The following is a 26,298-nucleotide window of genomic DNA, read 5'->3' on the forward strand; positions in this document are numbered from 1 at the left end:
TCTTCGTTGAAGTCCTGGATGGGAATGATCGGAATCGGGACATCCGACGCCCGCGGCGGGCCGCGATCCTATCGGAGCCTTCGTTTCAGCTCCTCGGCCACCTGCAAGAGCGACGCGCGGGTCGCCGGGACCTGGCTGATCGGGTTGAGCAGGCCCCAGTCGTGGATCATGCCGCTGTAGCGCGCGGCGATCACGTCCACGCCGGCGACGTCGAGCTTGCGGGCATACGCCTCGCCCTCGTCACGGAGGACGTCGTTGCCCGCGGTCTGGACCAGAGCCGGCGGCAGTCCGCGCAGCTCCTCCGTCATCGCCCGGAGGGGCGACGCGTGAATGTTGGCCCGTTCCGAGGGCTCCGTCGTGTAGTTGTCCCAGAACCATCTCATCATGTTGAGGGTCAGGAAGCGGCCCTCCGCATACTCGTGATAGGATCCGGTGTCGAAGCGGGCGTCGGTCACCGGCCACATCAACGCCTGGAACCGGATATCCGGGCCGCCCCTCTCCTTGGCCATCAGCGCGACGACGGCCGCCATGTTCCCGCCGACGCTGTTGCCGACCACGGCCAGCCGCCGCCCGTCCACATGGATCTCGGGCCCGTGCTCCGACACCCACCGGGTCGCGGCGTACGCCTGGTTGATGGCCACCGGGTATTTCGCTTCCGGGGACGGCGTGTAATTCACGAACACCGCCGCCAGGCCCGAGAGGGCGACCAGGTCGCGCACGAATCGCTCGTGCGTCGAGAAATCGCCGAGCACCCAGCCACCCCCGTGGAAGAACATGAAGGCCGGGACGATCCCGCCGACCCCGGCCGGTCGAACGATCGTGAGGTCGACAGCCAGGCCGTCCTGTTCGATCGTCCTGGTGGACACGCTCGCGGGGGGCAGGTCGTCCGGGCTCATCGCCTGGAGACTGATCAGGACCTGACGGGCATCGCGGGGCGCAAGCTCCTCGACCGGCTTGCCGCCGGCGGCATTCAGTCCTTTCAGGAAGGCGCGAATGCGGTGATCGATGGCCTCATCCGCCGCGGGATCAATGATCGGCATGACGCGGGGCTCCCCGACTGGTGGTGGTTGGTCTCGTGCCGCTTGCAATCTAGGCGATTGAGGTGGACAACCGCGCGCCCGATTCCGGGCCGGCGATCGGATCGCCGGACGCCCCTCTCCGCGGCGCGATCGAATCGAGGACCGGCCGGAACGGTGATCGTGCCGGAAGGGCCGGTCGGCCCGGGGCTCCGATGTCGGCAACGGAGATCCCCTCAGCGGACCTCGGGGATGTCGGGGTGATCGGCGGGACGGGGGCCGGGGGCCGGCCAGAAGAACCGACGATCTCCTTCCTCGATCGCGACGTCGTTGATGCTGGCCTCGCGGCGCCGCATCAGGCCGCGGTCGTCGAATTCCCAGAGCTCGTTGCCGTAGCTCCGGAACCACCGCCCGGCCGCGTCGTGCCATTCGTACTGGAATCGCACCGCGATCCGGTCGTCGGTGAACGCCCAGAGGTCCTTCACGAGCCGATAGTCGAGCTCCCGTTCCCACTTCCCGGCCAGGAAGCGCCGGATCGCGTCGCGGCCGGTGATGAACTCGCTGCGGTTGCGCCAGACCGAGTCTTCCGAATAGGCCAGCGAGACACGCTCCGGATCTCTCGAGTTCCAGCCGTTCTCCGCCTGACGGACCTTGAGCCTGGCCGTCTCCGGGGTGAAAGGCGGAACGAGGATCGGCGCCGGGGTCGGGGGATTCGTTGACATGGTTCATGCCTTCCGTCTGGGATTGGGAAATCAAGCCAGCGGGCGTGATCGAGGCGAACCCGGTCGATATCTCGCCGATGCGATCAGTACGAATCGCCGGGGCTTGTCTCGAGCTTTCCTCTCATCGAGCGGAACAGATTGGCGAAGTAGGCCGCGACCAGGACGATCCCCAGCCCCCACCAGGCCAGGGCGATGCCCAGCCCGTAGCGGGCCGCGGCGGAGTTCGACGCCGTCAGGCCGAGCGAGGGGTCGAGGCTCGACCGCAGCCAGTACGGGTAGTTGCCCGCCTGCGCCGTGGCCACGAGCCCGAACAGGAACGCGGAGGACGACAGGAACGCCGCCAGGTCGTGCCCCTTCTTCGGATGGGAGAAGACGCCCCACGCGCCGACGATCGACGGGACGACGAACGCCAGGTTCCAGGGGCGGGAGGCGAAGCCGGAGAGGACGCCCGGCCGGACCCAGGCCGTGGCGGCCGTCGCGACCGCCCAGAGCACGAGGGTCGCCGTCCAGATGGGCCCGGCGAGGGCCAGGCTGCGGTCCCGGATCGCCCCGCGCGTCCTCCACGCGAGATAGAGCGCGCCGTGCCCCGCCAGGGCGGTGAGCGTGAGCAGGCCGGTGAGGATCGTGTACCAGTCGAGGATGCCCGGCCTCGGCCCGGTGCGGAAGTCCGTGAAGAGGGGCATGGCACGCAGGCCATCCTCGGCCACGGGCACGCCGCGGACGAGGTTGCCGATCGTCGCGCCGAAGGTGACGGCGAGCAGCGCCGAGGCGATCGAGAAGACCGAGTCCCAGAACTCGCGCCAGAGGGGGTTCTCCTGGTGGGAGCGGTACTCGATCGCCACGCCGCGGAGGATCAGCAGCCAGAGCACGATCATGAGGGCCATGTAGAAGCCGCTGAATGCGGTCGCGTAGACCCTCGGGAATGCCATGAACAGCACGCCCCCGGCCGCGATCAGCCAGACCTCGTTGCCGTCCCAGACCGGGCCGATCGCGGCGAGCACCGTCCGCCTCTCATCGTCGGTCCTGGCCACGAGGCGCTGGAGTATCCCAACGCCGAAGTCGAAGCCGTCGAGGACGGCATAGGTCGCGAGCATCCCCGAGACGATGGCGAACCAGACGGTTTCCATGGATAGCTCCCTTTCGGTCCGCGGGTCATCCGGCCTCATTCGCGGCACGTCGTCCGCCACGATCCGCAACGGGCGTCGGCACGCGGCCCGCGGCGGCTGGCCCGTGCGAGGGGGCGGACGGCTCCCCGTAGAGGGTCCTGGTCGATTCATGCAGCTTCAGCGCGGTCGGAGGCGCCTCATACCTGTCGGTGACGACCTCGATGTAAGCCCCGGTCCCGCAGGTCCGCGCCCGATCGAGCGCGGCGTCCAGCTCGCCGCAGGTGGCGACGCGGGCGGTGTACCAGCCGTCGCAGCCGAGGGCTCGCGGGAGCTCGTGATACCGCCAGGGCGCGAGGTCGTTGTACCGCGCGTCCGGATCCTTGCACAGGAGGCGTTCGATGAGATAGCCGTCGTTGTTCAGCACGAAGATGATCGGCTTCAGGCCGAACCGATGGAACTGCCCGACTTCCTGGGCCGTGAGCTGGTGCGAGCCGTCGCCGGTGATCAGGACCGTCCGGCGGTCGGGGGCCGCCATCGCCGCGCCGAAGGCCGCGGGCGTGGCCCAGCCGATGGCGCCCCAGAGGGTCTGGTTGTGGAACGTCGAGCCGGCCGGCATCCGGGCGGACGCCATCCCCAGGGAACTCGTGCCCGTCTCGGCGACGAGGATGTCGTCCGGCCTGAGGAAGCGGGCCCAGCGCGGGTAGAGCCCCGCGGCCGTGATCCGGTCCTCTCCGCCGTCGCGCGGCTCGACCGCGGCGACCGGCCTCGGCCCGGCCAGGTCGGTCCGCCTCGGCAGCCGGCCCGCCAGGGCCGCGAGCACGTCCCCCATCTCGACGCCCTCGTACCAGGCGTGGCCGACGCGGGTCCGGTGGTGCAGGACGTTGATCGTCCTCGACCGATCGAGCCGCGCCGTGAACGCCCCCGTGTTGAAGTCGCTCGGGAGCCCCCCGATCGCCAGCACGCAGTCGGCGCCCTCGACGTATTCGCGCACGCCCTCGTCGGACCAGGCGCCCTCGTACATGCCGATGTAGCTCGGGTGCGCTTCGTCGAGCGTGGCCTTGTCCATCAGCATGGTGGCGAACGGCAGGCCGGAGGCGTCGATCACGGCCGTCGCCCGGCTCCGGAGGCCGAGGCGGACGACCAGGATCCCCGGCAGGATGCACGCGGTCTTCGCCCGGGCCACGGCGTCGACGATCGCGGCGACGGCGCCCTCCAGGGCGGCGGGATCGCTCCGCCTCTCGGCGACGGGAGGCGCCGGCGGGGCGATCGGCCGATCCGCGACGTCGCTCGGGATCGCCATGTACACGGGCCGCCGATCGTAGAGGGCGGCGGCGATCAGCCGCTCGGTCTCCGAGGCGCAATTCTCCGGCGTGATGATCGTGCTGGCGCAGACCGCCGGGGCGGTCATCCGACGGAAGTGATCGAACTCGCCGTCCCCCAGCGTGTGGTGGACGATCGCCCGCGCGGCCTGGGCGGCCCGCGTCGGCCGGCCCGTGATGTGGAAGATGGGCAGATGTTCGGCGTAGGCCCCGGCGATGCCGGGCAGCGCGCCGAGCTCGCCTGGTCCGAACGTGGTGCTGATCGCGGCCAGCCCCCTGATGCGGGCGTATCCGTCCGCCGCGTAGGCCGCGTTGAGCTCGTTGCACGAGCCGATGAATCGGAGGCCCGGATCCGCGCAGATCGCGTCGCTGATCGGGAATGCGAAGTCGCCGGGCACGCCGAAGTAATCCGTCACGCCGATCTGGCGCAATCGGCCCAGCACGTATTGGACGGTCGTGGGGGGCGCCTCCGCGGCCGGTTGCGGGCTCGGGTCCTTCGACATGGGCGTCTCCTCGGTCAGAAGGGCTCGTGGGAGTCAGGGGTGATGGGCCGACGATCTCTCGGGGCCACGGTCGATCTGCCCGAGGATCTGGACGACGAAGAGCCCCCCGAGCAGGAGATAGAGCCCCGCGAAGCCGAGCAGGGTGAAGACCACGTCGCCCGGGTTGACGAGGTCGGAGTGGGCCTGGTCGGTCCGCATCAGCCCGTGGATCACCCACGGCTGCCGCCCCAGTTCGGCGGTCCACCAGCCGGCGGTCGTCGCGATGTACGGGAAGGGGAAGGACAGCATCAGCACCCAGAGCATCGGGCGAGACGTCGCCAGGCGTCCCCGCAGGAGCAGGAAGACGGAGAGCCCCATGGCCAGGATGAAGAGCGTCCCGAGCCCGACCATGATGTGGTAGCTGTAGTAGAGCAGCTCCACGCTGCGGGGCCATTGCTCCCTCGGGAAGTCGCTCAGCCCGTGGACCGTGCTGCCGAACGAGCCGTAGGCCAGGAAGCTGAGGATCCCGGGCACGACGACCGGGTTCTCCAGCTTCCCCGCGGCGACGTCGGGCTGGCCGATGATCGCCAGCTCGGCGTACGGCCCGCCGTCGAAGAGCCCCTCCATCGCCGCCAGGGTCACGGGCTGGTATCGCGTCACCATCTTCCCGGCCTGGTCCCCGGTCGGGAAGGCGACCAGCAGGCTCGACGCCAGGCCCCCGACGACCCCCGCCCGCAGGCAGGTCGCGGCGTGCCGAGGGTGGCGGCCCAGGAGCGACCAGTAGGCCCCGACCGCGGCCACCACGAACGACGCCGTCACGACCGAGGCCGCCATGTTGTGGGCGAATTGCCAGATCGCCCACGGGTTGAGGATGTAGGCCGCGAAGCTCTCCAGGTGCAGGACGCCGTCCGCCCCCAGCCGGTAGCCCACCGGGTGCTGCATGAAGGCGTTGGCGACGATGATGAAGTAGCCCGACAGCCACGAGCCCGCCGCCAGGGCGATCGTCGCCGCGAGGTGCTTGCGCGGGCCGAGCCGCGACTCGCCGAAGAGGAAGAGCCCCAGGAACGTCGATTCGAGGAAGAACGCGAAGACCCCCTCCATCGCCAACGCCTGCCCCACGACCTCGCCCGAGAACCGCGAGAACCGCGACCAGTTCGTGCCGAACTGGAACTCCATCGGGATCCCGGTCACGACGCCCATGGCGAAGTTGATGGCGAAGATCCGGCCCCAGAACCGGGCGACCTCGTCGTACGACCCGCCCGGATGGCGGAGCGCCAGCGCCTTGAACGCGACGAGGAAGAGGGCCAGCCCCATCGTCAGTTGAGGGAACAAGTAATGATACGTAATCGTGAATGCAAACTGGATGCGATGCCAGGGCAGCCCGTCGCTCATCGCCTCTCCTCCCGGGGAATTCAGGGTCGGATCTCAGCAGGACAGCGACGGGTTGGGGAAGGCGAAGGCGTCGTCGTCCGCCTCGCCGGCGGGGCGGTCGATGCAGGCGAAGTCCTTCTCGATCAGCACCCGGATCGTGCCGCCGTCGACGTCCTGCCGGTGGTCGAACCCCACCCGGTCGCCCGCGAGCCATCCGGCGGCGTCCTCGGCCAGGATCCGGATCACGAGCCGGCCGTCCTCGTACGAGGCGCGGGGTCGCTCGCGGGGCGCCGGGCCGATCGCCACGGCGTAGGTGAACGCCAGGTCGGGGCCGAAACGGAGTGCGTCGTCCACCCGACCTTGCTCGACCAGGGCCTTGAGGTCGCGACGATCGAGCCGGATCCGGATCGAATTCCCCTTGATTCGCAGCTTCATGAGATCCCCCAGGAGGAATGGGCCGAGGTCGCCGGGGTCGCGATTCGCCCGGCGTCGGCATAGACGTTGAACCGCGCGTCGCGGACGAAGCCGAGCAGGGTCATCCCGAACTCACGGGCCAGGTCGACCGCCAGGCTCGACGGGGCCCCGACGGCGCCCAGGACGGGCACGCCGGCGATCGCCGCCTTCTGGACCAGCTCGAAGCTGACCCGGCCGCTGACCAGGATGATCCCGCCGGCCAGGGGCAGGCGGCCGGCGAGGAACTCCGAGCCGATGAGCTTGTCGAGCGCGTTGTGACGCCCCACATCCTCGCGGGCCGCGACCAGTCGCCCGTCGCGATCGAAGAGGCCCGAGGCGTGGATCCCCCCGGTCCGGGCGAACTCGGACTGCGCGGACCGGAGGGCGCCGGGCAGGCCGTGGATCAGCCCCGCGGTCAGGCGCGGCTCGCCCGGCGGGATCGCGTAGCGGCCCGCCACCCGGACCGCCTCGATCGTCCGCTTGCCGCAGGCGCCGCAGCTCGACGAGACGAACGAATGCCGGCCGAGCCCGGACAGGTCCGGCGCGACCCCCGCCCTGAGCCTCGCCACGACGGCGTTCCGGCCGCCCCGCTCCACGGCCTCGACCGCCTCCCGGGCGGAGACGATCCCCTCGGTGACCAGGAACCCCGCCGCCAGGTCGATGTCCTGGCCCGGCGTCCGCATCGTCACCGCCACGGGCCTGGGGTCAGGTTCCCCGGCGATCGCCACCCGGATCTCGAGCGGCTCCTCGACGGAAAGCTCGTCGGAATCGGGCACCGAGTCCAGGCCGTTGACGCGGGCGACCGCGACGGTCGCGACGCCGGCCCGGGGGCAGGGGTGATTCATGGCCTCGCCCCCGACCGGACGACCTCGACGACCACGTGCTTCATGAGCGGCTGGTCGCTCTGAGCGCTGTAATCGCCGACGGGGCAGAGTACGTTCAGCTCGGGCATGTAGCCCATGGACGCGCCGCGGGGGATGTCGTAGGGGATGGCCCGATAGCCCCGGACCTGGCGCGTCGACCCGTCCTTGGCGAAGCTCGTGATGTCGACGAGGTCGAATTTCGCGAGCCCGCGCTCCGCCATGTCGTCGGCGTTCATGAACACCAGGGTGCGGAGGTTCTTCACGCCCCGATAGCGGTCGTCGTCGGAGTAGATCGTGGTGTTCCACTGGTCGTGCGACCGCATCGTCCCGAGCAGCAGGCGGCCCGGCCCGGGGGCGACGTCGGCGAGCGGGGCGGAGGAGAACTCCGCCTTGCCGGTCCGAGTGTGGAAGACGAGCTCGCGAGCGGGCTGCCTGAGGCGGAAGCCCAGCGGCTGGCGGACCCGGCGGTTGAAGTCCTCGAAGCCGTCGATCGCCTCGGCCATCTTGTCGCGGATCCGATCGTAATCGCCCGCGTAGCGGGCCCAGGGCGTCCGCGTTTCGGGCAGCGACGCGGCGGCCATGCCGGCGATGATCGCGATCTCCGACCGCAGGTGGCGCGAGCGAGCCTCCTTCATGCCGAAGGAGAGGTGGACCATGCTCATCGCGTCCTCCACCGTGATCCCCTGCGGCCCTCGCTCGCCGCGATCGATCTCGGTCCGGCCGAGGCAGGGCAGGATCAGGGCGTCCCTGCCGTGGTCGAGGTGGCCCCGGTTCAGCTTGGTGCTGACCTGGACGGTCAGGTCGCACTTCCGCATGGCGGCGGCGGCGTACTCGTAATCCGGGACGGCCCGGACGAAGTTGCCGCCCAGGCCGACGAACACCTTGACCTCGCCCCGCATCATCGCCGGGATGACGCGGACCGTATCCATCCCGTGCGCCCGCGGCGACGCGATGCCGCACGCCCGGTCGAGCCGGGCGAGCCAGGCCTCGGAGGGCCGATGATCGACGCCGCAGGTCCGATTGCCCTGGACGTTGGAGTGGCCGCGGATCGGGCTCGGGCCGGCCCCCTCGCGGCCGAGGTTGCCCCGGAGCAGGAGGACGTTCACGATCTCGCGGATCGTGTCGCAGGCCTGCTCCTGCTGGGTCAGGCCCAGGCACCACGAGATGATCGCCGACCGCGACTTGCGGTAGATCTCCCCGAGCTCGCGGACCTTCGCCTCGGGGACGCCGGATTGCCGCTCGATCTCCCCCCACGGCGTCGCCTCGACGGCCGCGCGATAGGCGTCGAACCCCGACGTATGCCGCTCGATGAACTCGCGCGCGATCGCCTTGGGGTCGGTCTTCTCGGACTCGAAGAGGTGCTTGGCCACCCCCCGCAGCAGGGCCTGGTCCCCCGCGATCCGGGGCTGGATGTTGAGCGTGCTGGTCCGGGTGGATCGGAAGGTCGCCATCCGGAGGATCTCGTGCGGCACGATCGTGCGACGGGCGGCCGCCTCCACCATCGGGTTGACGTGGACGATGCTCGCGCCCCGGCGGTAGGCCTCCGCCAGCGTGGTGAGCATCCGGGGCGCGTTCGAGGCGGCGTTCACCCCCATGACGATCAGGCAGTCGGCCTTCTGCCAGTCGACCAGGTCGCACGTCCCCTTGCCGGTGCCGAGCGCCTCCTGGAGGGCCCGGCCGCTCGCCTCGTGGCACATGTTCGAGCAATCGGGCAGGTTGTTCGTGCCGAGCTCCCGGGCCCAGAGCTGGTACAGGAAGGTCCCCTCGTTGCTGAGGCGGCCGGAGGTGTAGAAGGCGGCCTCGTCGGGGCTCGACAGCGCCCGGACGTGCCGGCCGACCATCGCGAAGGCGTCGTCCCACGAGATCGGCACGTACCGGTCGGTCGCGGCCTCGTAGCGGAGCGGCTCCGTGAGCCGGCCGGCGTCCTCCAGGGCGAAGTCGGACCAGGTCGAAAGCTCGGCGACGGTATGGCTCGCGAAGAACTCGGGCGTGGCCTGCTTCTTGGTCAGCTCCCAGGTGGCGTGCTTGATGCCGTTCTCGCAGATGTCCATCGTCAGGCCGTGGCGGTCGTCGGGCCAGGCGCAGCCGGGGCAGTCGTAGCCGCCGTCCTCGTGGTTCATGTCGAAGACGACGCGGGTGCCGTCGATCAGCTCGTGCTGCTTCAGCAGGACCAGGCCGACGCTCACGGCGGCGCCCCAGCCCGCGGCCGGGTGGTGGTAGTCCTGCTGCGAGAACTTGCCCCCCCGATTCGGCCCGTACCCGATCGCGGGTTCGGTCCGACGGCCGTCGGCTTCTGGTTCCGTGTCGGGCATGAGAGACCTCCTCCTCGGGTTGCTATCCTATGGCGTCGGGGGTGGACACGGCTGCCTCGGATGGCCATCCGCGAGGGTGACTCGGCGAGCCCACTCCGGTAGAATCGGCCCGCATGGACGAGGGCCGCACAACGCTGGTGGTGCAACGATACCTGGACGACCTGGCGGACGCCCCGGGCGACGCCGACGCCGGCCCGCTGATCTCCGCGATCCTCGGCCGCGCCACCGGGCGGTTGCGGCTCCTGTGCAACTCCCTGCTCTATCGGAGTTATCCGCGCCTGACAAGGCCACCCCACGGGCTGGAGGCCGACGAGCTGCTCGGCGCGGTCGTCGAACGCCTCCTGAAGGCGCTGCGGGAGACCCGGCCCAAATCGGTGCGAGGGTTCTTCGCCCTGGCCAGCCGGCACGTGCGGTGGGAGTTGAATGACCTGGCCCGCCGCCTTGATGATCGTGAGGTGCCCGGCGATCTCCACGCCATCGACGTGGCGGCGCCGGAGAGCGGCGGTTCGAGCGTGGGGACGACGGCCAGGCGGCTGCTGGACGCCCTCGAGGACCTCCCCGACGACGAGCGAGAGGCCCTCGAGCTGGTGCGGATCCACGGCTTGACCCACGACGAGGCCGCCGACGTGCTCGGCGTGTCGACCAAGACCATCCAGAGACGATTGAATCGAGCATTGCATCTCCTGGCCGATCGACTCTCCGATCTCCGTCCACAGTAGCAGCCGGCCGACGCCGCGGCAAAGCGGCGCGTGTGCCCGCCGGGACGAAGCCCCTTCTCGAGCCGAATCATGCCCATCGACCCGCTCGTGCTGGAACTCCTGGAGGAGGTGGAGGCCGGGAAGACGCCCGAGGAAGCCTGCGCGGACCACCCGGGCCTGCTGGAGGAGGTCCGGGCCCGGCTGGAGCGGGTGGGGCGGGTCTGCGACGAGCTCGATGCGCTCTTCCCGGAGCCGGCTGAGTCGCTCCGGCGGCTGTCGGTATCGCGGCCATCCTTCACCCCGGACATCCCCGGGCACGCGATCGAGTCCGTGCTCGGCAGGGGGGGCATGGGCGTCGTCTACAAGGCCCGCAACCTCCGCCTGAACCGGCCGGTCGCGGTCAAGATGATGCTCAACGCCGGCTACGCGGGCCCTCCGGAGCTGGCCCGGTTCCTCAGGGAGGCCGAGGCGCTCGCCGCCGTCGTGCACCCGAACATCGTCCGGATCTACGAGGTCGGCGACGTCGACGGGCTGCCCTTCTTCACGATGGAGTACGTCGAGGGCGAGACCCTGGCCGAGCGGCTCGGCGGCGTCCCCATCACCGCCGAGCGGGCCTCGGCCCTGCTGGAGATCCTCGCGGGCGCGATGCAGGCGGCCCATGCGGCCGGCATCGTCCACCGGGACCTCAAGCCGGCCAACGTCCTGATGACCGGCGACGGCGTGCCCAGGATCACCGACTTCGGCCTGGCGTGGAGGCACGACACGGGCGTCGCGCTGACCCGCACCGGCGTCCGGGTGGGGACCCCCAGCTACATGGCCCCCGAACAGGCCGCCGGGCACTCCCTCGCGTTCGGCCCGGCCACGGACATCTACTCCCTGGGCGCGATCCTCTATGAGGCGCTGACGGGACGGCCTCCGTTCCGCGCCGCGACGGGGGCCGAGACCGAACGCCAGGTCATCCACGACGATCCCGTGCCGCCGAAACGCCTGAACTCGCGGGTGCCGCGGGACCTCGAGACGATCTGCCTCACCTGCCTGAACAAGGACCCTCGGCTCCGCTATGCCGACGCCGACGCCCTCGCTCGAGACCTGAGCTGCTTCCGCCGCGGCGAGGCGATCGCGGCCCGGCCCGAGGGCGGGCTGGGACGCCTGGCCCGGAGGATCCGCCGGCGGCCGGCCTTCTCGGCGGCCTTCGTGGCGGTCCTGATCCTGGTGACGACCGTGATCCTCGGCGGCCTCTGGTTCCTCTCCGAACGACTGGCCACGGAACACGCCGCCGAGGTCGACATCCGGGAGATGGTGCGGGCCCTGGAACGGTCCGCATGGCCGGAGGCCCACACGGCGCTCGAGCGGGCGAGGGGCCGGCTCGGGTCGCTCGGCGCCTCGGGCCGGTCCCGCGCCCTCCTGGACCGGGGGGATCTCGAGCTGAAGCTCGTCTCCAGGCTCGACGCCATCCGCCTCAATCGCGTCCACACCGTCGGCGGCGTCTTCAATACCCTCCCCTCGGTGCGGGAATACAGGTCCGCCTTCGAGGAGGCCGGGCTGGGGAGCCCCGGCGAGCGCCCCGAGGTCGTCGCCGGTCGCGTCCGAGCATCGAGCGTCCGGAAGGCGCTGGTCGCCATGCTCGACGACTGGGCCCTCCACGCGGTCGACAATGAGGACGAGAAGGACTGGGCCCTGGCGGTCGCCCGCCAGAGCGACGATCACCCGACGGGCTGGAGCCAGCGGGCCCGCGACCGCGCCACCTGGAAGGACCGCGCGAAGCTCGCGAGCGTGCTCAAGGATGCCCCGGTCGCGGACGCATCGATACCCCTGCTGCTGGCGCTCGAGGAGCAGTGGAACGTACTCGGCCAGGATTCGAGCCCGTTCCTCAGGCGGATCCTGCGGGAGCATCCTGAGGATTTCTGGGTCAATCTGCGGGCCGCCGATGTCCTCCGCGAGAAGAACGAATTCGCCGAATCGGCCCGCTATTATCAGGCGGCCCTGGCCATCCGCCCGGGCACCGCCCTGGTTTACAACAACCTCGCCATGGTGCTCAGCGGCGCCGGGCATCGCGAGGAGGCCGTCGAGCTGCATCATCTCGCCCTCCGGCTCGATCCGGACTCGGCCCCCTATCATCACAACCTGGCCAACACCCTGCTGGCCCTCGAGCGTCCGAAGGAGGCCCTCGAGCACGCACGGCTGGCCGCCCGGTACTTCCCGGCGGTGGCGAAGGTGCGTTGGTTGTTCGGCCGGTGCCTCGAGGCGAATGGCTCCCGCGACGAGGCGATCCGCGAGTACCGTCGGGCCGTCGAGCTGGGCCCGGCCGGTACGTTCGCGCAAGCCGACCTGCGGACGGCCCTGATCCGCGAGCGTCGCTTCGGCGAGGCGCACTCCGCCTGGAAGCAGAGCCTCGCCGATTCCCCCTCCGGCCACGACGAATGGTACGGCTACGCCGAGCTTTGCCTGTTCCTCGGCCGGCATGAGGACTATCGCAACACCAGGCGGGCGTTGCTGGCGAGATTCGGCACGTCCGACGACCCCATCGTCGCCGAGAGGGCCGCCCGCGCCTGCCTGATCTCCCCCGATTCGGAAGCGGGGCTCCGCACGGCGGTCGCCCTCGGCAAGCGGGCGTGGGAGGCGGATCGGGCCGCCTATCCCGGGCCGTTCCCCTTCTTCCAGTTCCTTCGAGGCCTGGCGGATTACCGCGAGGGTCGCTTCGACCGCTCCATCGCCCTGATGGAGGGCGAGGCATCGGGCGTGCTCGGCCCCGCCCCGGGGCTGGTCCGCTCCATGGCGCTGCACCGGATCGGACGCGAGGCCGACGCCCGAGAGGCCCTCGCGACGGCCCTGAAAAGCCACGACTGGAGCGAAGATCGGATTCGGGACCAGGATGATTGGATCGTCCACATCCTCCGCCGCGAGGCCCTGGGGCTGATCCGGCCTGACGATCCCGGGGCCCTGAGTCGATCCGGAGCCGACGGCATCCGCCCCGCACCCTGAGCCGAAGGCCGGCCGGGCGCCGGACCGGCCGCCCGGGGATGAAACGTCGCGGACGAACCGGGGCTCGGGCGACCGCGCCTCATCCCTCCCGGGCCGAACCGATCCCGTGTCCCGGATCGAGAGGTCAACTTCTCCCGAAATTCCTTGCGCATCCGCGACCGTCGTGCTACGATGCCGGCATTCCCGTCTTCCCTTCGCCGAGTCGTGCAGTCGCAAGGAGCTTCGAACCATGCCTCTCAAGCCCGAGACGTTCGAATATCCCGCCGGCCAGTCGCACCCGATCCGGATCGCGGAAAAGACCCGCGACGGCAAGAAGTACCCCGTGGTCGTGGTGGTCCACGGCAACTTCGGCCTGGTCGGCGACTCCGGGACGCAGCTCGCCCAGTTCACCGAGGCGATCGGGGCCCTCGGCTACGTCGCGGCGCTGCCGTCGCTCTACTCCGACGGCGTGCCCCACCTGTTCGACGCCGACATCACCCACAAGGTCCCCATCTTGGAGGCCGCGATCGAGCACGTCGGCAAGAAGCACGCGTCGACCGCCGACGTCGACCGCCTCGCCCTCGTCGGCTTCTCGCTGGGAGGCGGCATCGCGATGTCCTACATCCAGCGGCATCAGGCGGGCCGCCTCAAGGCGTTCATCGACTTCTACGGCTACGTCAACCCGCTCCTCGGCAGCGGCGTCTCGAAGTTCCCGCCCACGCTCATCTTCCACAACAGCAACGACCGCCGGTTCGTCAACCCCGACATGAACTCCCGGCTCCTCGAGAAGGCCCTGGTGGCCCACGACAAGGCCGTGGACGACCACAACAGGTCGACCTCCGGCGCCAAGCTCACGCACATCGACCACGAGTACCTGGAATACACCGAGACCAACCCCAACCCCGAGGTCGCCAACCACGTCTTCACCCCCGGCGGCAAGGCCGACGTCGAGTCCCGCAAGCTGACCCTGGACTGGCTCCAGAAGTACATGCCTCCGGTGGGCAAGGGGTGAGGGCGCCGCCAGCTCAGATCGGTGAACCGGATTCGTCGTGATCGGGTCTAGAGGTCGGGCCCCTTCTGATGATGGCGAGCGAGCCGGACAGGCCCCACCACCGCGACGGGCGAACATCGGGACGGCTGTGGGAGAGAAACGCGATCCCACAGCCAGCGTGCCTTCGCTCCTTGCACAGGCAGTCTCCGAGAGACGGCCATCCCGTGGTGTCGTTTCACTCCACCACATCCACCCGAACCCGGATGGGTGTGCGAATCGGCCCAACGAGCGAGTCCACGTATTTGACCACGCGCGACGATGGCCGCAAGATCCTTGACGCACGTCTCGCGGACGAGGCCCTCGTCGTTCGTGGATCAAGCTCACGCGTCCTCCGCGTTCCGATCCGCGCACTTGACTGTTTGAATGGCCAGCCCCCCGCCATCCTGCACAACTTCGAGATCGATCCTGACGGCTCGTTCGTCTACTGGCCGGACCTCGACGTCCACCTCGGCTGGGATCAGTTCCTCCAGGTCGTCGACCCGTCGGCACTCCGCAAGGCCCAGCAGAAAACCGATGAGTTCAACAGGAGATACGGCGCCGCAATCCGGGAGGTCCGCGTGCAGGCCGGCATCCTCCAATCGAAGATCCCGGGGCTCACCGAGCGTCAGTTACGGAGGATCGAGCGGGGCGAATGCCGGGCCACGTCCTCGGCACTCGCCGCGCTGGCAAGAGTGCACGGGCTGGGGACGAGCGACTACCTCGGCCGTCTGGCGCAGGCCCTCCCGTCGATTGTCCTGACCAAACCCACGGCCGGATGATACAATTCCACCGTGGCGCCGGCCCGCGTCTGCGAGGCCAACCGCGGCGCCGGTTCCGTGCGCGACGGTTGGGAGGACGGCAGGGCCATGGCGCGACGACTCGAGGGGCGCCTCAAGGCCCCGACGCCGGGCGGCTTGCCCGTCTTCGAAGGCGTGCTGGGCAACGGCTTGCGGGCCCTGATCCTGCCCCGATCCGACGTGCCGATCGTGGTTTGCGACCTGTACTATCCGGTCGGCTCGTTCGACGAGCCGCCGGGGCAGACCGGGCTGGCGCACTTCCTCGAGCACATGCTCTTCAAGGGGACCGACCGCTTCCCCAAGGGCCAGATCGACCAGCTCGCGTTCGTCGCCGGGGGGCAGGCGAACGCGGAGACCGGCGAGGACTTCACCCATTACTGGTTCCTCCTGCCGTCGGACCGGTGGGAGCTCGCCCTCCAGGTCGAGGCCGACCGCATGGCCAGGGCCCGGATCCTCGCCGACGAGGTCGAGGCCGAGCGCGCCGTCATCGGCGAGGAGCGGGCCCGCGACATGGAGTCGCCCCAGGTCCGGCTCGACCAGGGGCATTTGCTCCTCTCCTACCTGAACCACCCCTACCGCAACCCGGTGCTCGGCTGGCCCGAAGACCTGGCGCGGATCTCGACCGACGACCTGCGAGCCTTCTACGAGCGGCATTACCGGCCCGACGACGCGGTCCTCGTCCTGGCCGGCGACCTCGACCCGAAGGACGCCTTCGAGCGGGTCCGCGGCCACTTCGGCGCGATCCCGAGCCGCGGCGGCGAGCCGCAGTCGCGGGCCTGGGACGAGCCGCCGCAGGCCGGCCGCCGCGAGTTCTCGCTGGTCGAGTCGGAGTCGCTCACCCGCGGGCTCCTGGGCTGGCACACCGTCCCTCGCGGCCACCGCGACGCCCCGGCGCTCGACGTCCTCGCCGACCTGATCAGCGCGGGGCGACGGTCCCGCCTCTGGTCGTCGCTCGTCGAGGACGACCGCAAGGCGACCTGGATCGAGGCCGCCCACGCGCCGGCCCACCGCGCCGGGCAGCTCTTCATCCACGTCGAGGCGGCCCCCGGCGCCAGGCCGGCGGAGCTGGAGGCCCGGATCCTCGGCGTGATCGAGGGCCTCGCCGCGGACGGGCCGACCGCCGAGGAGCTCGCCCGCGCCCGCAACCGGATCGAGGCCGGCTGGCGATGGGAGCAGGGGGACCTCGCCGGCCTCGCCGCCGGGCTCGGCCAGGCGGCCCTCCGCGGCGACTGGCACGAATACCCGCGCGAGCACCGCGAGGCGCTCGGCGTGACCGCCGCGGCCGTCCGCCGCGTCGCCTCGCGCCACCTCATCCGGGAGAATCTCACCGTCGGCTGGTCGCTCCCCCGCCGCGGGCGGAGCAAGGCCGTGGCCGCCGCGCCGGTCGCCGGCCTGGAACCGATCTCCGGCCGCCCCGTCGCCAACCGTCCCGCGCCCCGGGCCGTCACCCCGACGGCCCCCGACGTCGGCCGCGAGCCGACCATCGAGGTCCCCCGGACGATCACCCACCTGACCGACTACCGGCCGAAGCGATCCCAACTGGAGAACGGGCTCCGCGTCCTCCACGAGCCCCGCCCCGGATCCGGCGTCGTGGCCCTCGATCTCCACAGCGACGCCGGCTGGCTCCGCGAGGCCAGGCCGGGCGCCGCCGTGCTGACCGGCCGGCTCCTCGAGGAGGGGACGAGGGCCCGATCGATGGCCGAGATCGCGGCCGCGGTGGAGGATGTCGGCGGCACGCTCGAGACCTCGTCCGCGGGCGTCTCGCTCCGGGTCCGGGCCGAGGACCTGGCCATGGCCGTCGCCCTGACGGCCGACCTCGTCCGCGAGCCGGCCTTCCCGGCCGAGGCCGTCGACTGGGCCAGGCAGCGGATCCTGTCCGAGCTCAAGGCCGACCTGGACGACCCGGCCTTCCACGCCGACGGCCTGTTTCGCGGCCTGATCTACGGCTCGCATCCGATGGGCCGTGACCCGCGCGGATCCGCGCGCGAGGTCCGCGCCCTGACCCGTGACGACGTGAAGGCCCACCACCTCGAGAATTACGGCCCCGGCCGGTCCTTCCTCGTCGCCGTCGGCGACTTCGACCCGCGGGCCCTCGCCCGGCTGGTGAAGTCCCACTTCGGATCGTGGAAGGCCGGCACGCCCGCCGGCCCCTTGCCGCCGGTCCGGGAGGTCCCCCGGCGGAAAGTCCGCCGCGTCGACGTCCCGGGCGAGCAGGTCCACATCCTGATGGGCCACCTGGGCGTCCCCCGCCACGTCCCGGACTACCACGCCCTGGTCGTGCTCGACCACATCCTCGGCACCGGCCCGGGCTTCGCCGATCGATTGGGGCGGATCGTCCGCGACGAGATGGGGCTCGTCTACACGATCGGCGGCGGCCTCACCGACACCGCCGATCAGTTGCCGGGCCTGCTCCGGATCTACGCCGGCACCCGGCCCGAGGAGGTCAACCGCGTCGTCGCCGCGATCGCCGGCCAGGTCCGTGCCATGCACGAGGGGGCCTTCTCCGACGACGAGGTCGACCGCGCCAAACGGTATCTCACCGGCGCCCACGTCTTCGACCTCCAGACCGTCGAGCACCGCGCCGACCGCCTCTACGAGCTCGAGCGCCTGGGCCTCCCCCTCGACGAGCCCCTCACATGGCCGGACCGGATCGCCGCCGTCACGCCCGCCCAGGTCCGCGCGGCCGCCCGGGCCCATCTTCGCCCCTCGGCCCTGTCCCGCGTCGAGTACGGCCCGATCGCCCGCCGCGGGCAGAAGTCGGGCGCCGCCTGCGCGTGAAGGACCGTCTTTTAGCCTATCCCAGGCGAGCGACTCGGTCCGCATCGCCGAAGGCCTGACAGATCTCCGTCCGCAAGCGACCGAGACGATCGGAGAGCCGGGGTCAGGTCATACTCCGATCAGGCCCTGGACTGCCAACCACGCGGGTTACGACTCGTGTGATAAACCGCCACCACCGTGACCTGGCCGACATCGATTCGGTAAACCACGATGTAGGGGAAACGTCGGACGCGGGCTACCCGAAGTTCATGAAAGACCGGGCTGTACAGCTCGGGCATGCTCCGGAGGCGTGCAAGAACCTCGTCCACTCGTTCGATCAGGGTATCGCCCAGCCCGGCACGCTGATTCTCATACCACGCCCAGGCGTCGGCCAGATCGGCCTCGGCCTCGGGGTTGACGATCAGGGGCAGATTCACGCCTTGTCCCCGCGAAGGCGAGCCTTGACTTCCTCCCAGGGAGAGCCTGCCCCGGGATTATCACGGTAGGCATCCAGGCGGCGCTGAAGATCCTGCTTCTGGGAATCGGTCAATGCCAGGGCCTCGGGGGCCGCATCGAGGCTCTCCCAGACTTCCTCGATGAGCCGCAGACGCTCATCGGCCGGCCAGGATTCGACCGCGCTGAGAACGGTATGGAGATCCATGCCAACACCTCGCCAGAAGAGGGCTTAGTGCGTTAAGCCCTTCGGACACAACACCCTTCAAGCTTAGTCTACTCGATCCACCCAGCCGGCATAAGGGCGACTTGACTGTGAGGCTTCGATCGCCTCGCGAACGTGACCTCGGTCGAGCCGCTCCACCCACCCACCCACCTACCAGTCAGCCACGCCGCTTCGCCTTCCCCCTATCCGTCGACCGAGCTCGGCGTCCGGCTCCGGAGGCTGATCGAGCGCCGCCAGGAAGAGGTCGCGCTCCCGATCAGCGAGGAGGATCGGGACCTCTTCCGAAAAGCGGATCTCATCCTCCGGGATCACCCGCGCTTCACGAACTGGATCGACCGGACACGCATCACGCGATCTCCTCCGACGAGGACGTCTCCGGCGGCACCTCGCGGAGTGCATAGACATACGCCTCGACGACCTCGCCGGTCGCAAGCCGCGCCGGGACGACGACGCGGACGTAGCCCTCCCCCTCGAATTCGTCCAGCCGCTCCCAGTGCGCGGGCAGTTCCTCGGAGCGGAAGACCAGGCCGGGCACCTCCTCGCCGGAGTCGCCCGGGACGATGGCGGGATAGCCGAGCGTCGCGCCCCAGCCCTGCGGGAGCAGCGTCCCCCGGACCGTGGCCGGCTCCCACGTGCCGGGGACCTCGGCCAGGACGTGCGCGTTGGGCCGGCCCGGGGCCAGCGTGCCGTAGACGAAGAGTTTGTTGATCATGAGTGGACAGGGGCTCCGCTACGGTCGGCTTGGCGGCAGCCATCCGAGACCGCCACAGTAACACACGATCCTCGCCGCCAGATCGGCGGACAGCCCCAGGCATCGCCCCGTCCCTCCGCACGACTCGCACACGATGGCGTCGGCCGGCCGACGGGGCGAGAGCACGGCGAGCGCCGGGAACTTGAGTCCGGCGCGATGGTACACCATGTTGCGAATCCGCTCATCCGTCTCGGTCCGGGCTTCGTGCTCCTCGTCCCACGCGAACGACGCCACGGCCCCGCACGGGCGAATGCCATAACAACCGCCCATGTCGAGCCAGACGGGGAGCAGCCGCAGCTCGGCCGCGATGGATCGCAAGTCCAGCGCCGGGTCCGAGCCTATAGGGTATGGCTTCGGATCCGCGATGAACTCGGCCAGCGCGGTGACGACCTCCGGATTGTCTCCCGTCGGAAATCCCATCTAGGCGATCCTCCACGGACGGCCGACAAGTCCCACCTACGGGCGATGCTTCGTGGTCAGTACGTCTCGAAAGAGACGTCGGACCCGCAGGGCTCAAACATGATCGGAGATCCCTCAACGATCATGCCTCCGCCGACCTGCATGTGCCAGTCGGCAGGGGTGGATCGGCGACTCTTGCAGGTCGAGGTCAGGCGTCCGGTCGTTCCTCGGGACGTGGCGGTCTCACGTGCCCGATCGATCGCTCGTCGCAGGCGGAGTACCGCCGGTAATTCTCCCGCGCCTCGGTGCAGCCCGGGAGCTCTGGCACCTCGGCGATGAACGCCTGGTCGCCCTGGCTCCAGGAGAGGATGATCTCGTAGCGAACGTCATTCCCCATGATCGCCCTCCGAATCCGCGCCCTCGGCGTCTTCCCCGGGGCATACCCTTCGGCGGCTGGCCCCGCCTCCGGTTCGCCCGCTAATCCATGGGACACGATGACCCCGCGGACCTGCTTGATCTGATGCGCTTTCGCCTGGGCTCCGTGGGGCTGGAGATTGAGGATCTCGGCCACGCCATCCCGGGTAAACATGTGGTGGTCGCCGCGGATCCGTTCGGTGAAGCCCAGGTGGAGCCGCAGCGAGCAAGTATCGTCGAACCGAATGCCCGCGTCCCCGGTGCCGCGAAGGACTCGCTCCAGGGTTTTCGAGACCTTGCTCACGACAGAACGCCCCTCGCCCGTCGATCCTGTGATCGCCTGAGTTGACCCGACCCGATCGTCGGGCACAAGATCGGACCGATGCGGAACCACCATCGCCGCAGCGCAGGAACCGCCGCCGGATTGACGCTCAGAGGGCCACGCCGGGGAATCAACCGTGAATCGAGGTGGTGAGCACATTCGCCTCAAGAGTCACAAAGCCTCCCCCCGAGGGAGTCCTTCCGGTTGGAGAACCCGACGTGACGGCCCCCGCTAAGGAAACTCAGCTCGTAGACCTCGTTCGAAGGGATGGCCAGGGCGGCAAAGACCTCCCGGACGAGCTGTTCCATCAGGTCGGATCGCTCGTACTCGGCCGGCAGCCAGACGCGGAGTTGAGCCTTGATGTACGGGTCATCACAGGGATGATGCACGTCGAGCCATCCGACCCCATTGAGCATCCCCGGCGAGCGTCGGTTCAGGTCGAATGAGATGCTGGTCGCGGACGTGAACGCGCAGCAGGCGACCAGGTCGAGCAATTCGATCTCGTCACCGGGTTGATGCAGGAAGGGGACAGGCATCGCTCACCATCACCTCGTGTCAGGTCTCAACAGTCCCCACCGCTGAAAAAGGCCATGACCGCGGAGCAAGTGCCGTGGCGGTGTGGGAGTCCACTGCGGCAAGAGGCTTGACGACCCAAAGCCCACCTGAACTCATCCCTCATGAGACCACGCTGCTTGACCTCTGATCTGGCGTTGGAAGTCCGCTTCCCAATATCAAAGCTCAGCGGACTCGTACCGCCGTGTGAACCTTGGATCGGACACTCAATGCCGAGGCGGTGCGGAGTCCGCCGCAGTACGAGGTTGGATGGCACGACGGCGACCGAAGAACAGCCAGCCCAGCAAGGCGCCGAAAGTCGCGCCAGGGATGACCGTCGTGCCTCCGTAGTCGTCACAACCGGGACCGATCATGGCGAAGAAGAGAGCCAGGAGGACGGCACAGAGCGTCACCGGGCTCATCGTGCCCGTAGCGACGCCGAAGGAGAGGGCCCCGACGAGCACCGCGCCGGCCAGGGCACCGAAGGAGATGTTGCCCCAGTGCGTGTAGGCAACGCCACCCATGAGGCCGGCGCCGACGAGTCCGCCGAAGATGGCGGCGACGGACGGGCTCAGCGAGCTGGCTTTGCCTCGAGGCATTGGCTTCCCCTCTTCCTATCGACCAACGCTCAGCGGCCCCACCCGCCGACTGAGCGATGAGACCACAATGGAGTGTCGCGGCGGTGCGGGCGCCACTTCGGCGTGAGGTTCGGCACGACGCTTCACCTCAGCCGCCCTCGGGCACGGCTCAGGGCGGCGGATGGCGGCCGCGCTCGGCTTCTTCCGAACGGATCGCGAGCGCGAGCGAACGATTCATCGCCAACGCCGCAACCGTCGCCCGACCCGTCGGCGTCAGCGGCACCACAACGGCCCCGTTCCACTGGAAATAGTCCGCCCAGACCTGATCGCGCGGGCTGAACAAGGGAACCACCTCCCCCGTCGCGGGATCGGGCGCCGAGCGCCGTGCCCACTTCCGTAGCGAACACGACACACAGGCCAGGGCGAGGTTACGGACGTCGGTTGGACCACCGGCAACCCGCGGCACCACGTGGTCGACGTGGCATGCGGCCTCCTGGCCGGCCTGCGAGAGCCCGCAGTATTCACAGCGGTTGCCGGCCCGGAGCACGACCTCTTCGCGCAGAACGGCCGGGATGTCGCTCACGACCTCGCCCGCTCGGCCCTCAGCCGCAGCAGGGTGAGCAAGTCGGCCAGGTCGACCAGACCCTCAGCCTCGGCACGCTCGTCGGCGGTGAGTACCGAGCCGGCATCCTGGCGATCCAGCAGGCTCTGCAATCGAGAGGCGACAGCCGACGGGAGCCGGAATCGGGCCAGGTCCGCGGGGAGATCCACATCGATGGTCAGGGACATGGGATACCTCCGTTTGACGTCTCTCACTCTCTAATTTACACCACACTCGCTCCGGCCACAGCGCCTTGCAACGCCCCGAGTGCGTCGGATGACACGGTTCGATCCACCCGTCACGCCCCCCGCGCTGTGAGGGATGCCGGGGTGGAAGAGGTCCGCCGCGACACGAGGTCAGGCTTCGGGGACGATCTCGTAGGCGTCGGCCGTCGCCTTGCCGATGGGACCGTCCTCGTCGCATCATTCGAGGCGCGATCGTTCACGGCTGTCGTTGGATCTCCCTCGAATACTATCGCCCTGGTTATGATGGAGGTTTGCCTTTTGGCACGGTAAACCGCGCGACTTGAGACCGTTCGGCTTCTCACCATGCACCTCCCGGTCTTGTCCCTCGTCGGCTCTCTCCGCGTCACCTTGGTGGACGGCTACGGGGACGGTACGGTCTGGTTCGCCATCGAGGATTCCGGAAGCGGAGGGGCCACCCTTTGTATCGATGGCCGCGAGCGCAGTCCCACCCGGCATCGGCTCTTCGATCTGGCGCGGCATCCCCAAAAGCCCGGGGCGGTGCTCCTTGAGCTAGGAGGCCCCGAGGAGGGTATCGTCGTCCCGCTGGTGTCCCGATGGCTCGACTCGGCCAGGCCACGGGAGTTGGGCCTCACCGAGTTCGGTTGGGAGATGGTTCGGGATGCACTCCTCCGGCTAGGCACCCCCGTCGCGGCGGGCGATCCATGATAAGGCCGGCGGAGTGCCGGCCCCGCCTCTTGCTTATTGCGGCTCACACGCCGGCCAAGAGCGACGGAGCAGCGGTGCCGTCGAGCCTCGCTCGCAAGCAGTCGGTCAGGTACTCCAGCTCATTCCGCCTCTGCTGGCGGCAGGTCGCCGCCACGCTCAGCCCCCGCTCAACAAACCGGGGGCCCCACGGGCTGGCTGTCCCGCCGCTCGACTTCCGCCACAGCTCCGCGTGCCGCATCGCCCGCTCCACTGAGTTGTTGGTGAGTTCAATCCCTGGTTCCTTGAGGAAGGTCCACAAGTCATCCTCGCCCTCCAGCAACCTTCGGCACGTCGCCGCCGACTTCTCGCTGCCACAGGTTGCCGCCCGGCTGAGCATCTGCCGCACGCCCCAACGGAACAGCCGGGCGTAACCCAGGAATGTGCTCCAGGCCATCTTCCCGTCACGATGCTGATGCCACCAGTGAAACAAGCGTTGGGAGAACCCCAACAATTCCGAGCCGACCGCCGACCCCTGGTCTCGGCGATTGATCATCGCCTGCATGTCGCGACGCAGATGCGACCAGCAATACTGATGCTGCTTGACCCAGTCATAGCCGGAAAAGCGGTCACTGACGACCTTGGACTTGTCGGTTCCGAGGATCGACCGAGTGACATCAGCACCCCGATTATCGGCGATCGTGAAGGCCATCTGATCATCGGTCAAGGCGACCCAGAGCCACGCCTTCCAGTTGGCCTGAGCCCACGACGTCTCGTCGATGTGGACAGACGGGTCGGCACACCCGTTCACCCGGGATACCCTCCTGGGTCATCTGATCGACGATGAACCGTATGGCGTCGTCGTCTTCCGTGGCGGCGTTGCCCGTGATGCGCGCGATTCGTCCGTCGCGCTCGACCTCCGCGATCGCCACATTGTACGGTTGGTATTCCCGCATGGGTGCGCCCTCTCGCGGTTCAAATGTCTCCACCGCATACCGGTCGCCGGACGGAGGCGGCTCTTACGGGATTTCGAGTCCCCCGCGTTCCGAGCGTTCGGCGTGCTAGGCGCCGCGACCTCGAGTGAACCAGGTCCTCCTGGCCCCCGATCGAGATCGGGCGACCGCCTCACGGTAGGCCTCGATCGAGTCGAACACGTAGTAGTAGGACACCGACTCCCAGGGGATGTTGATGCTCGCCCCATGATGCCACGTCGGGATGTCGGGCTGATCGGCGATCGCCCTACCGACGAGGAACGTGCGACCCAACTGCTCCTCGAAGCGGGGACTATCAAGCGTCCAGCCGGTTTGCCCCGAACGGAACAGGCCCCCGGAGTTGACGTAGACGACAACGACCCTGCCCTCGAAGTTCATGCTGGATGGCTCCACGGCCGGACCTCCGGAAACCTGACTCGTGATTCGACAGGATCCATTCTGCACGAGAACGTCGACGATCCCGCGTGTGAACAGGGAACGAACCTGCGGATTCGGAACTCCTACGCTCCCGGATCGCCGAGTCCTGCCTGTGCTAACCCGGGCGAGTCGTCGTCAAGAACGGGGCGATCCGGGCCATCAGTCGACGACGCGATGCCCGAGCTCACAAGGACGATCGGCACCATCCGGACACATGGTCTCACGCCTGGTCGGGCGGCTTCGCCGACCGGCCGTCGTCACGCATCCAGCCCGGACCGATTCCGAATTCGAAACAGATTACCGACTTTGGTGAAACTGGCCCGGCCAAATTCGGGATTGTACTGAGTAAAGGCCGCGCCCATCGAGCGCGCGGCCGGCACCCGGAGACACTCCCATGGCCACCGCCGCCCAGATCCAAGCCAACCAAAGCAATGCGAAGAAGAGCAGCGGACCGAAGACCGAGGCGGGCAAGGCTGCCGCTCGCATGAACGCGCTTAAGCACGGCAATCGCTCCAAGCAGCTCGCCATGCCGGTGCTCCCCCAGGAGGACCCGAAGGAGCTGGACCGCCGCGTCCGCGAGTACGTCCAGGCCGGCAAGGCGAGCAACGCCATCGAGCGCGACCTGCTGACCCGCGCGGCGCGGCTCTCGTTCATGCTCGAGCGGTCCGACCGCGCCGAGGCCGCCTACCTGGCCAAACTCGCCCGCGCGGCACTCAAGGCCGAGGCGAACGAACCCAGTGAGGAGCGCGAGCTCCGCGTCGAGCGGCTGGCGCGGGACCTCTTCCTCGAGGCCGCCCCCGGCTGCCACCGCAACTCCGATATCTTCCGCGACGTCCCGGCCGCGTTCCTGGCCGGGCTCGAGGAGATGCACGAAGGACGCGCCTGGCTGATCCGCCAGTGGCTGACCCAGATCAACCTGCTCTGCGGCCGCGACCAGTTCGGCTGGGGCGACTTCTATCGGTATGTTCGACTCCTGGGCAAGCTCCAGACCGAGGCCAACGTCGACATGGAGCTGAACGCCGTGATCGCCGCCTTCGACGCGTTCCTCGGCGGCGGCAAGGGGCAGGCCTTCTACGAGTATTACTGCCGCCGGACGCGGATCTACGACAAGTTCTACGAGCACCATCGCGCCTGGCGATTGCTCGGCGAGCCGCCGGCGAGCTCGGACGCGGCCCAGGACTTCCTGATCGACCTGGCGGAGCAGAGGCTGGCGCGGCTGGAGGCGATGCAGGCCGCCGCGACCGACGACGACGTCGACGCCGACGAGCGGGCCGACGCGGCGGCGTTCGACGCCGGCCCGGAGCTGGACCGGCACCGGCGGACCTCCTCGGCGCGAGGGCGGGAGCTGCTCCGGATCCTGGACGCGGTCGTCCGGCTCAAGAAGTGCCCGGGCATGAGCCATGATGAGACCGTCGTGGATTCGGAGGAGCCGACCGAGGCAACGACGATCGAACCCAGTTCGAGGGAGCCAGAAGTCCGGATGGCTGTGGTGGAGACGCAGGCGACACCACGAGATCGGCCTGGCACGGAGACGGCCTGCGCGGGCGGCGACGGCTCGCCGGCCGTGGGGTCGCTGCGCTCCTCCACAGCCACCCACTTGCCGGTCCCGGTGGCCGAAGGGGAGGGCGAAGGCTCGCCGGCCGTGGGGTCGCTGCGCTCCTCCACAGCCACCCCGTTGTCGGTCCCGGTGGCCGAAGGGGAGGGCGACGGCTCGCCGGTCGCGGGGTCGCTCCGTTCCGCCACAGCCACCCCGTTGCACGACGAGAGAGCGACTCTTTCAGGGCAAGGACTTACGTCCCAGACGGCGAAGACCTCAAAT

The 26,298-nt window shown here is 69.3% G+C and carries 23 protein-coding genes and 2 pseudogenes; 6 read left to right on the top strand and 19 right to left on the bottom strand.

Annotated elements, in window-relative coordinates:
* Positions 1-68: 68 nt before the first annotated feature.
* The 8 genes from G6O54_RS17955 to G6O54_RS17990 all read right to left on the bottom strand — a co-directional run bounded on the left by G6O54_RS17955 (position 69) and on the right by G6O54_RS17990 (position 9,644).
* Entirely contained in the window at positions 69-1,040 is a 972-nt protein-coding gene (locus tag G6O54_RS17955; protein WP_165227038.1) for an alpha/beta hydrolase, read from the bottom strand.
* 212 nt (positions 1,041-1,252) lie between these two features.
* Positions 1,253-1,738 (bottom strand): nuclear transport factor 2 family protein, encoded by a 486-nt coding sequence (locus G6O54_RS17960; RefSeq protein ID WP_250846953.1) that lies wholly within the window; start codon positions 1,736-1,738, stop codon positions 1,253-1,255.
* A gap of 83 nt (positions 1,739-1,821) precedes the next feature.
* Positions 1,822-2,865 carry a cytochrome d ubiquinol oxidase subunit II gene (cydB, locus tag G6O54_RS17965; protein ID WP_165227039.1) on the bottom strand — a complete coding sequence of 348 codons (1,044 nt, stop codon included), beginning with the start codon at positions 2,863-2,865 and terminating at the stop codon, positions 1,822-1,824.
* A 25-nt stretch (positions 2,866-2,890) separates the two neighbouring features.
* Positions 2,891-4,666: an alpha-keto acid decarboxylase family protein gene (locus tag G6O54_RS17970; protein ID WP_165227040.1), complete on the bottom strand. Its 1,776-nt coding sequence runs from the start codon at positions 4,664-4,666 to the stop codon at positions 2,891-2,893.
* Positions 4,667-4,699: 33 nt separating this feature from the next.
* Positions 4,700-6,037: a cytochrome ubiquinol oxidase subunit I gene (locus tag G6O54_RS17975; protein WP_165227041.1), complete on the bottom strand. Its 1,338-nt coding sequence runs from the start codon at positions 6,035-6,037 to the stop codon at positions 4,700-4,702.
* A 33-nt stretch (positions 6,038-6,070) separates the two neighbouring features.
* Positions 6,071-6,451, bottom strand: a complete 381-nt coding sequence (locus G6O54_RS17980; RefSeq protein ID WP_165227042.1) for a DUF7009 family protein — start codon at positions 6,449-6,451, stop codon at positions 6,071-6,073.
* Positions 6,448-7,314 (bottom strand): formate dehydrogenase accessory sulfurtransferase FdhD, encoded by an 867-nt coding sequence (gene fdhD / locus G6O54_RS17985; protein ID WP_165227043.1) that lies wholly within the window; start codon positions 7,312-7,314, stop codon positions 6,448-6,450. Before fdhD ends, G6O54_RS17980 begins: the two co-directional genes overlap by 4 nt.
* Positions 7,311-9,644, bottom strand: coding sequence for an FdhF/YdeP family oxidoreductase (locus G6O54_RS17990; protein WP_165227044.1), 2,334 nt, complete (start codon positions 9,642-9,644; stop codon positions 7,311-7,313). The genes fdhD and G6O54_RS17990 overlap by 4 nt, the downstream gene beginning before the upstream one ends.
* 113 nt (positions 9,645-9,757) lie before the next feature.
* Between G6O54_RS17990 and G6O54_RS17995 the strand changes: the two genes are divergently transcribed.
* From G6O54_RS17995 to G6O54_RS18015, 5 genes are all read left to right on the top strand, one after another.
* Complete coding sequence (locus G6O54_RS17995; protein ID WP_165227045.1) at positions 9,758-10,363, top strand: sigma-70 family RNA polymerase sigma factor; 606 nt, start codon at positions 9,758-9,760, stop codon at positions 10,361-10,363.
* A 69-nt stretch (positions 10,364-10,432) separates the two neighbouring features.
* Positions 10,433-13,324, top strand: a complete 2,892-nt coding sequence (locus G6O54_RS18000; protein ID WP_165227046.1) for a serine/threonine-protein kinase — start codon at positions 10,433-10,435, stop codon at positions 13,322-13,324.
* Positions 13,325-13,553: 229 nt separating this feature from the next.
* Complete coding sequence (locus G6O54_RS18005; RefSeq protein WP_165227047.1) at positions 13,554-14,315, top strand: dienelactone hydrolase family protein; 762 nt, start codon at positions 13,554-13,556, stop codon at positions 14,313-14,315.
* Between the two features lie 281 nt (positions 14,316-14,596).
* Positions 14,597-15,112, top strand: a complete 516-nt coding sequence (locus G6O54_RS18010; protein ID WP_165227048.1) for a DUF2442 domain-containing protein — start codon at positions 14,597-14,599, stop codon at positions 15,110-15,112.
* Between the two features lie 87 nt (positions 15,113-15,199).
* Complete coding sequence (locus G6O54_RS18015; RefSeq protein WP_165227049.1) at positions 15,200-17,908, top strand: M16 family metallopeptidase; 2,709 nt, start codon at positions 15,200-15,202, stop codon at positions 17,906-17,908.
* Positions 17,909-18,027: 119 nt separating this feature from the next.
* Here the strand turns inward: G6O54_RS18015 and G6O54_RS18020 are convergent, their stop codons facing one another.
* The 11 genes and pseudogenes from G6O54_RS18020 to G6O54_RS18075 form a co-directional block, all read right to left on the bottom strand.
* Positions 18,028-18,324 (bottom strand): type II toxin-antitoxin system RelE/ParE family toxin, encoded by a 297-nt coding sequence (locus G6O54_RS18020; RefSeq protein WP_165227050.1) that lies wholly within the window; start codon positions 18,322-18,324, stop codon positions 18,028-18,030.
* Positions 18,321-18,548 (bottom strand): addiction module protein, encoded by a 228-nt coding sequence (locus G6O54_RS18025; RefSeq protein ID WP_165227051.1) that lies wholly within the window; start codon positions 18,546-18,548, stop codon positions 18,321-18,323. Before G6O54_RS18025 ends, G6O54_RS18020 begins: the two co-directional genes overlap by 4 nt.
* A gap of 364 nt (positions 18,549-18,912) precedes the next feature.
* Entirely contained in the window at positions 18,913-19,278 is a 366-nt protein-coding gene (locus tag G6O54_RS18030) for a gamma-glutamylcyclotransferase family protein (RefSeq protein WP_205678882.1), read from the bottom strand.
* Between the two features lie 18 nt (positions 19,279-19,296).
* Positions 19,297-19,737, bottom strand: coding sequence for a hypothetical protein (locus G6O54_RS18035; protein WP_165227052.1), 441 nt, complete (start codon positions 19,735-19,737; stop codon positions 19,297-19,299).
* 262 nt (positions 19,738-19,999) lie between these two features.
* Positions 20,000-20,113, bottom strand: a pseudogene (locus G6O54_RS39060) (type II toxin-antitoxin system HicB family antitoxin); the annotation flags it as partial.
* A gap of 503 nt (positions 20,114-20,616) precedes the next feature.
* Positions 20,617-20,988: a hypothetical protein gene (locus G6O54_RS18050; protein ID WP_165227053.1), complete on the bottom strand. Its 372-nt coding sequence runs from the start codon at positions 20,986-20,988 to the stop codon at positions 20,617-20,619.
* Between the two features lie 243 nt (positions 20,989-21,231).
* A complete protein-coding gene (locus G6O54_RS18055; RefSeq protein ID WP_165226996.1) occupies positions 21,232-21,603 on the bottom strand; it encodes a hypothetical protein in 372 nt (123 codons plus the stop codon).
* Positions 21,604-21,751: 148 nt separating this feature from the next.
* Positions 21,752-22,165, bottom strand: a complete 414-nt coding sequence (locus G6O54_RS18060; RefSeq protein ID WP_165227054.1) for an HNH endonuclease — start codon at positions 22,163-22,165, stop codon at positions 21,752-21,754.
* Positions 22,162-22,371 (bottom strand): hypothetical protein, encoded by a 210-nt coding sequence (locus tag G6O54_RS18065; RefSeq protein WP_205678886.1) that lies wholly within the window; start codon positions 22,369-22,371, stop codon positions 22,162-22,164. Before G6O54_RS18065 ends, G6O54_RS18060 begins: the two co-directional genes overlap by 4 nt.
* A gap of 766 nt (positions 22,372-23,137) precedes the next feature.
* Positions 23,138-23,881 (bottom strand): IS66 family transposase, encoded by a 744-nt coding sequence (gene tnpC, locus G6O54_RS18070; protein ID WP_165227055.1) that lies wholly within the window; start codon positions 23,879-23,881, stop codon positions 23,138-23,140.
* A gap of 250 nt (positions 23,882-24,131) precedes the next feature.
* The gene (locus tag G6O54_RS18075) at positions 24,132-24,455 is read right to left on the bottom strand and encodes a hypothetical protein (RefSeq protein ID WP_165227056.1); all 324 of its coding nucleotides are present in this window, start codon (positions 24,453-24,455) and stop codon (positions 24,132-24,134) included.
* 418 nt (positions 24,456-24,873) lie between these two features.
* Between G6O54_RS18075 and G6O54_RS18080 the strand changes: the two are divergent.
* Positions 24,874-26,298: pseudogene (locus tag G6O54_RS18080) on the top strand (hypothetical protein); the annotation flags it as partial.

It is taken from the genome of Aquisphaera insulae, assembly GCF_011064615.1.
GTDB classification, from domain to species: Bacteria; Planctomycetota; Planctomycetia; order Isosphaerales; family Isosphaeraceae; genus Aquisphaera; species Aquisphaera insulae.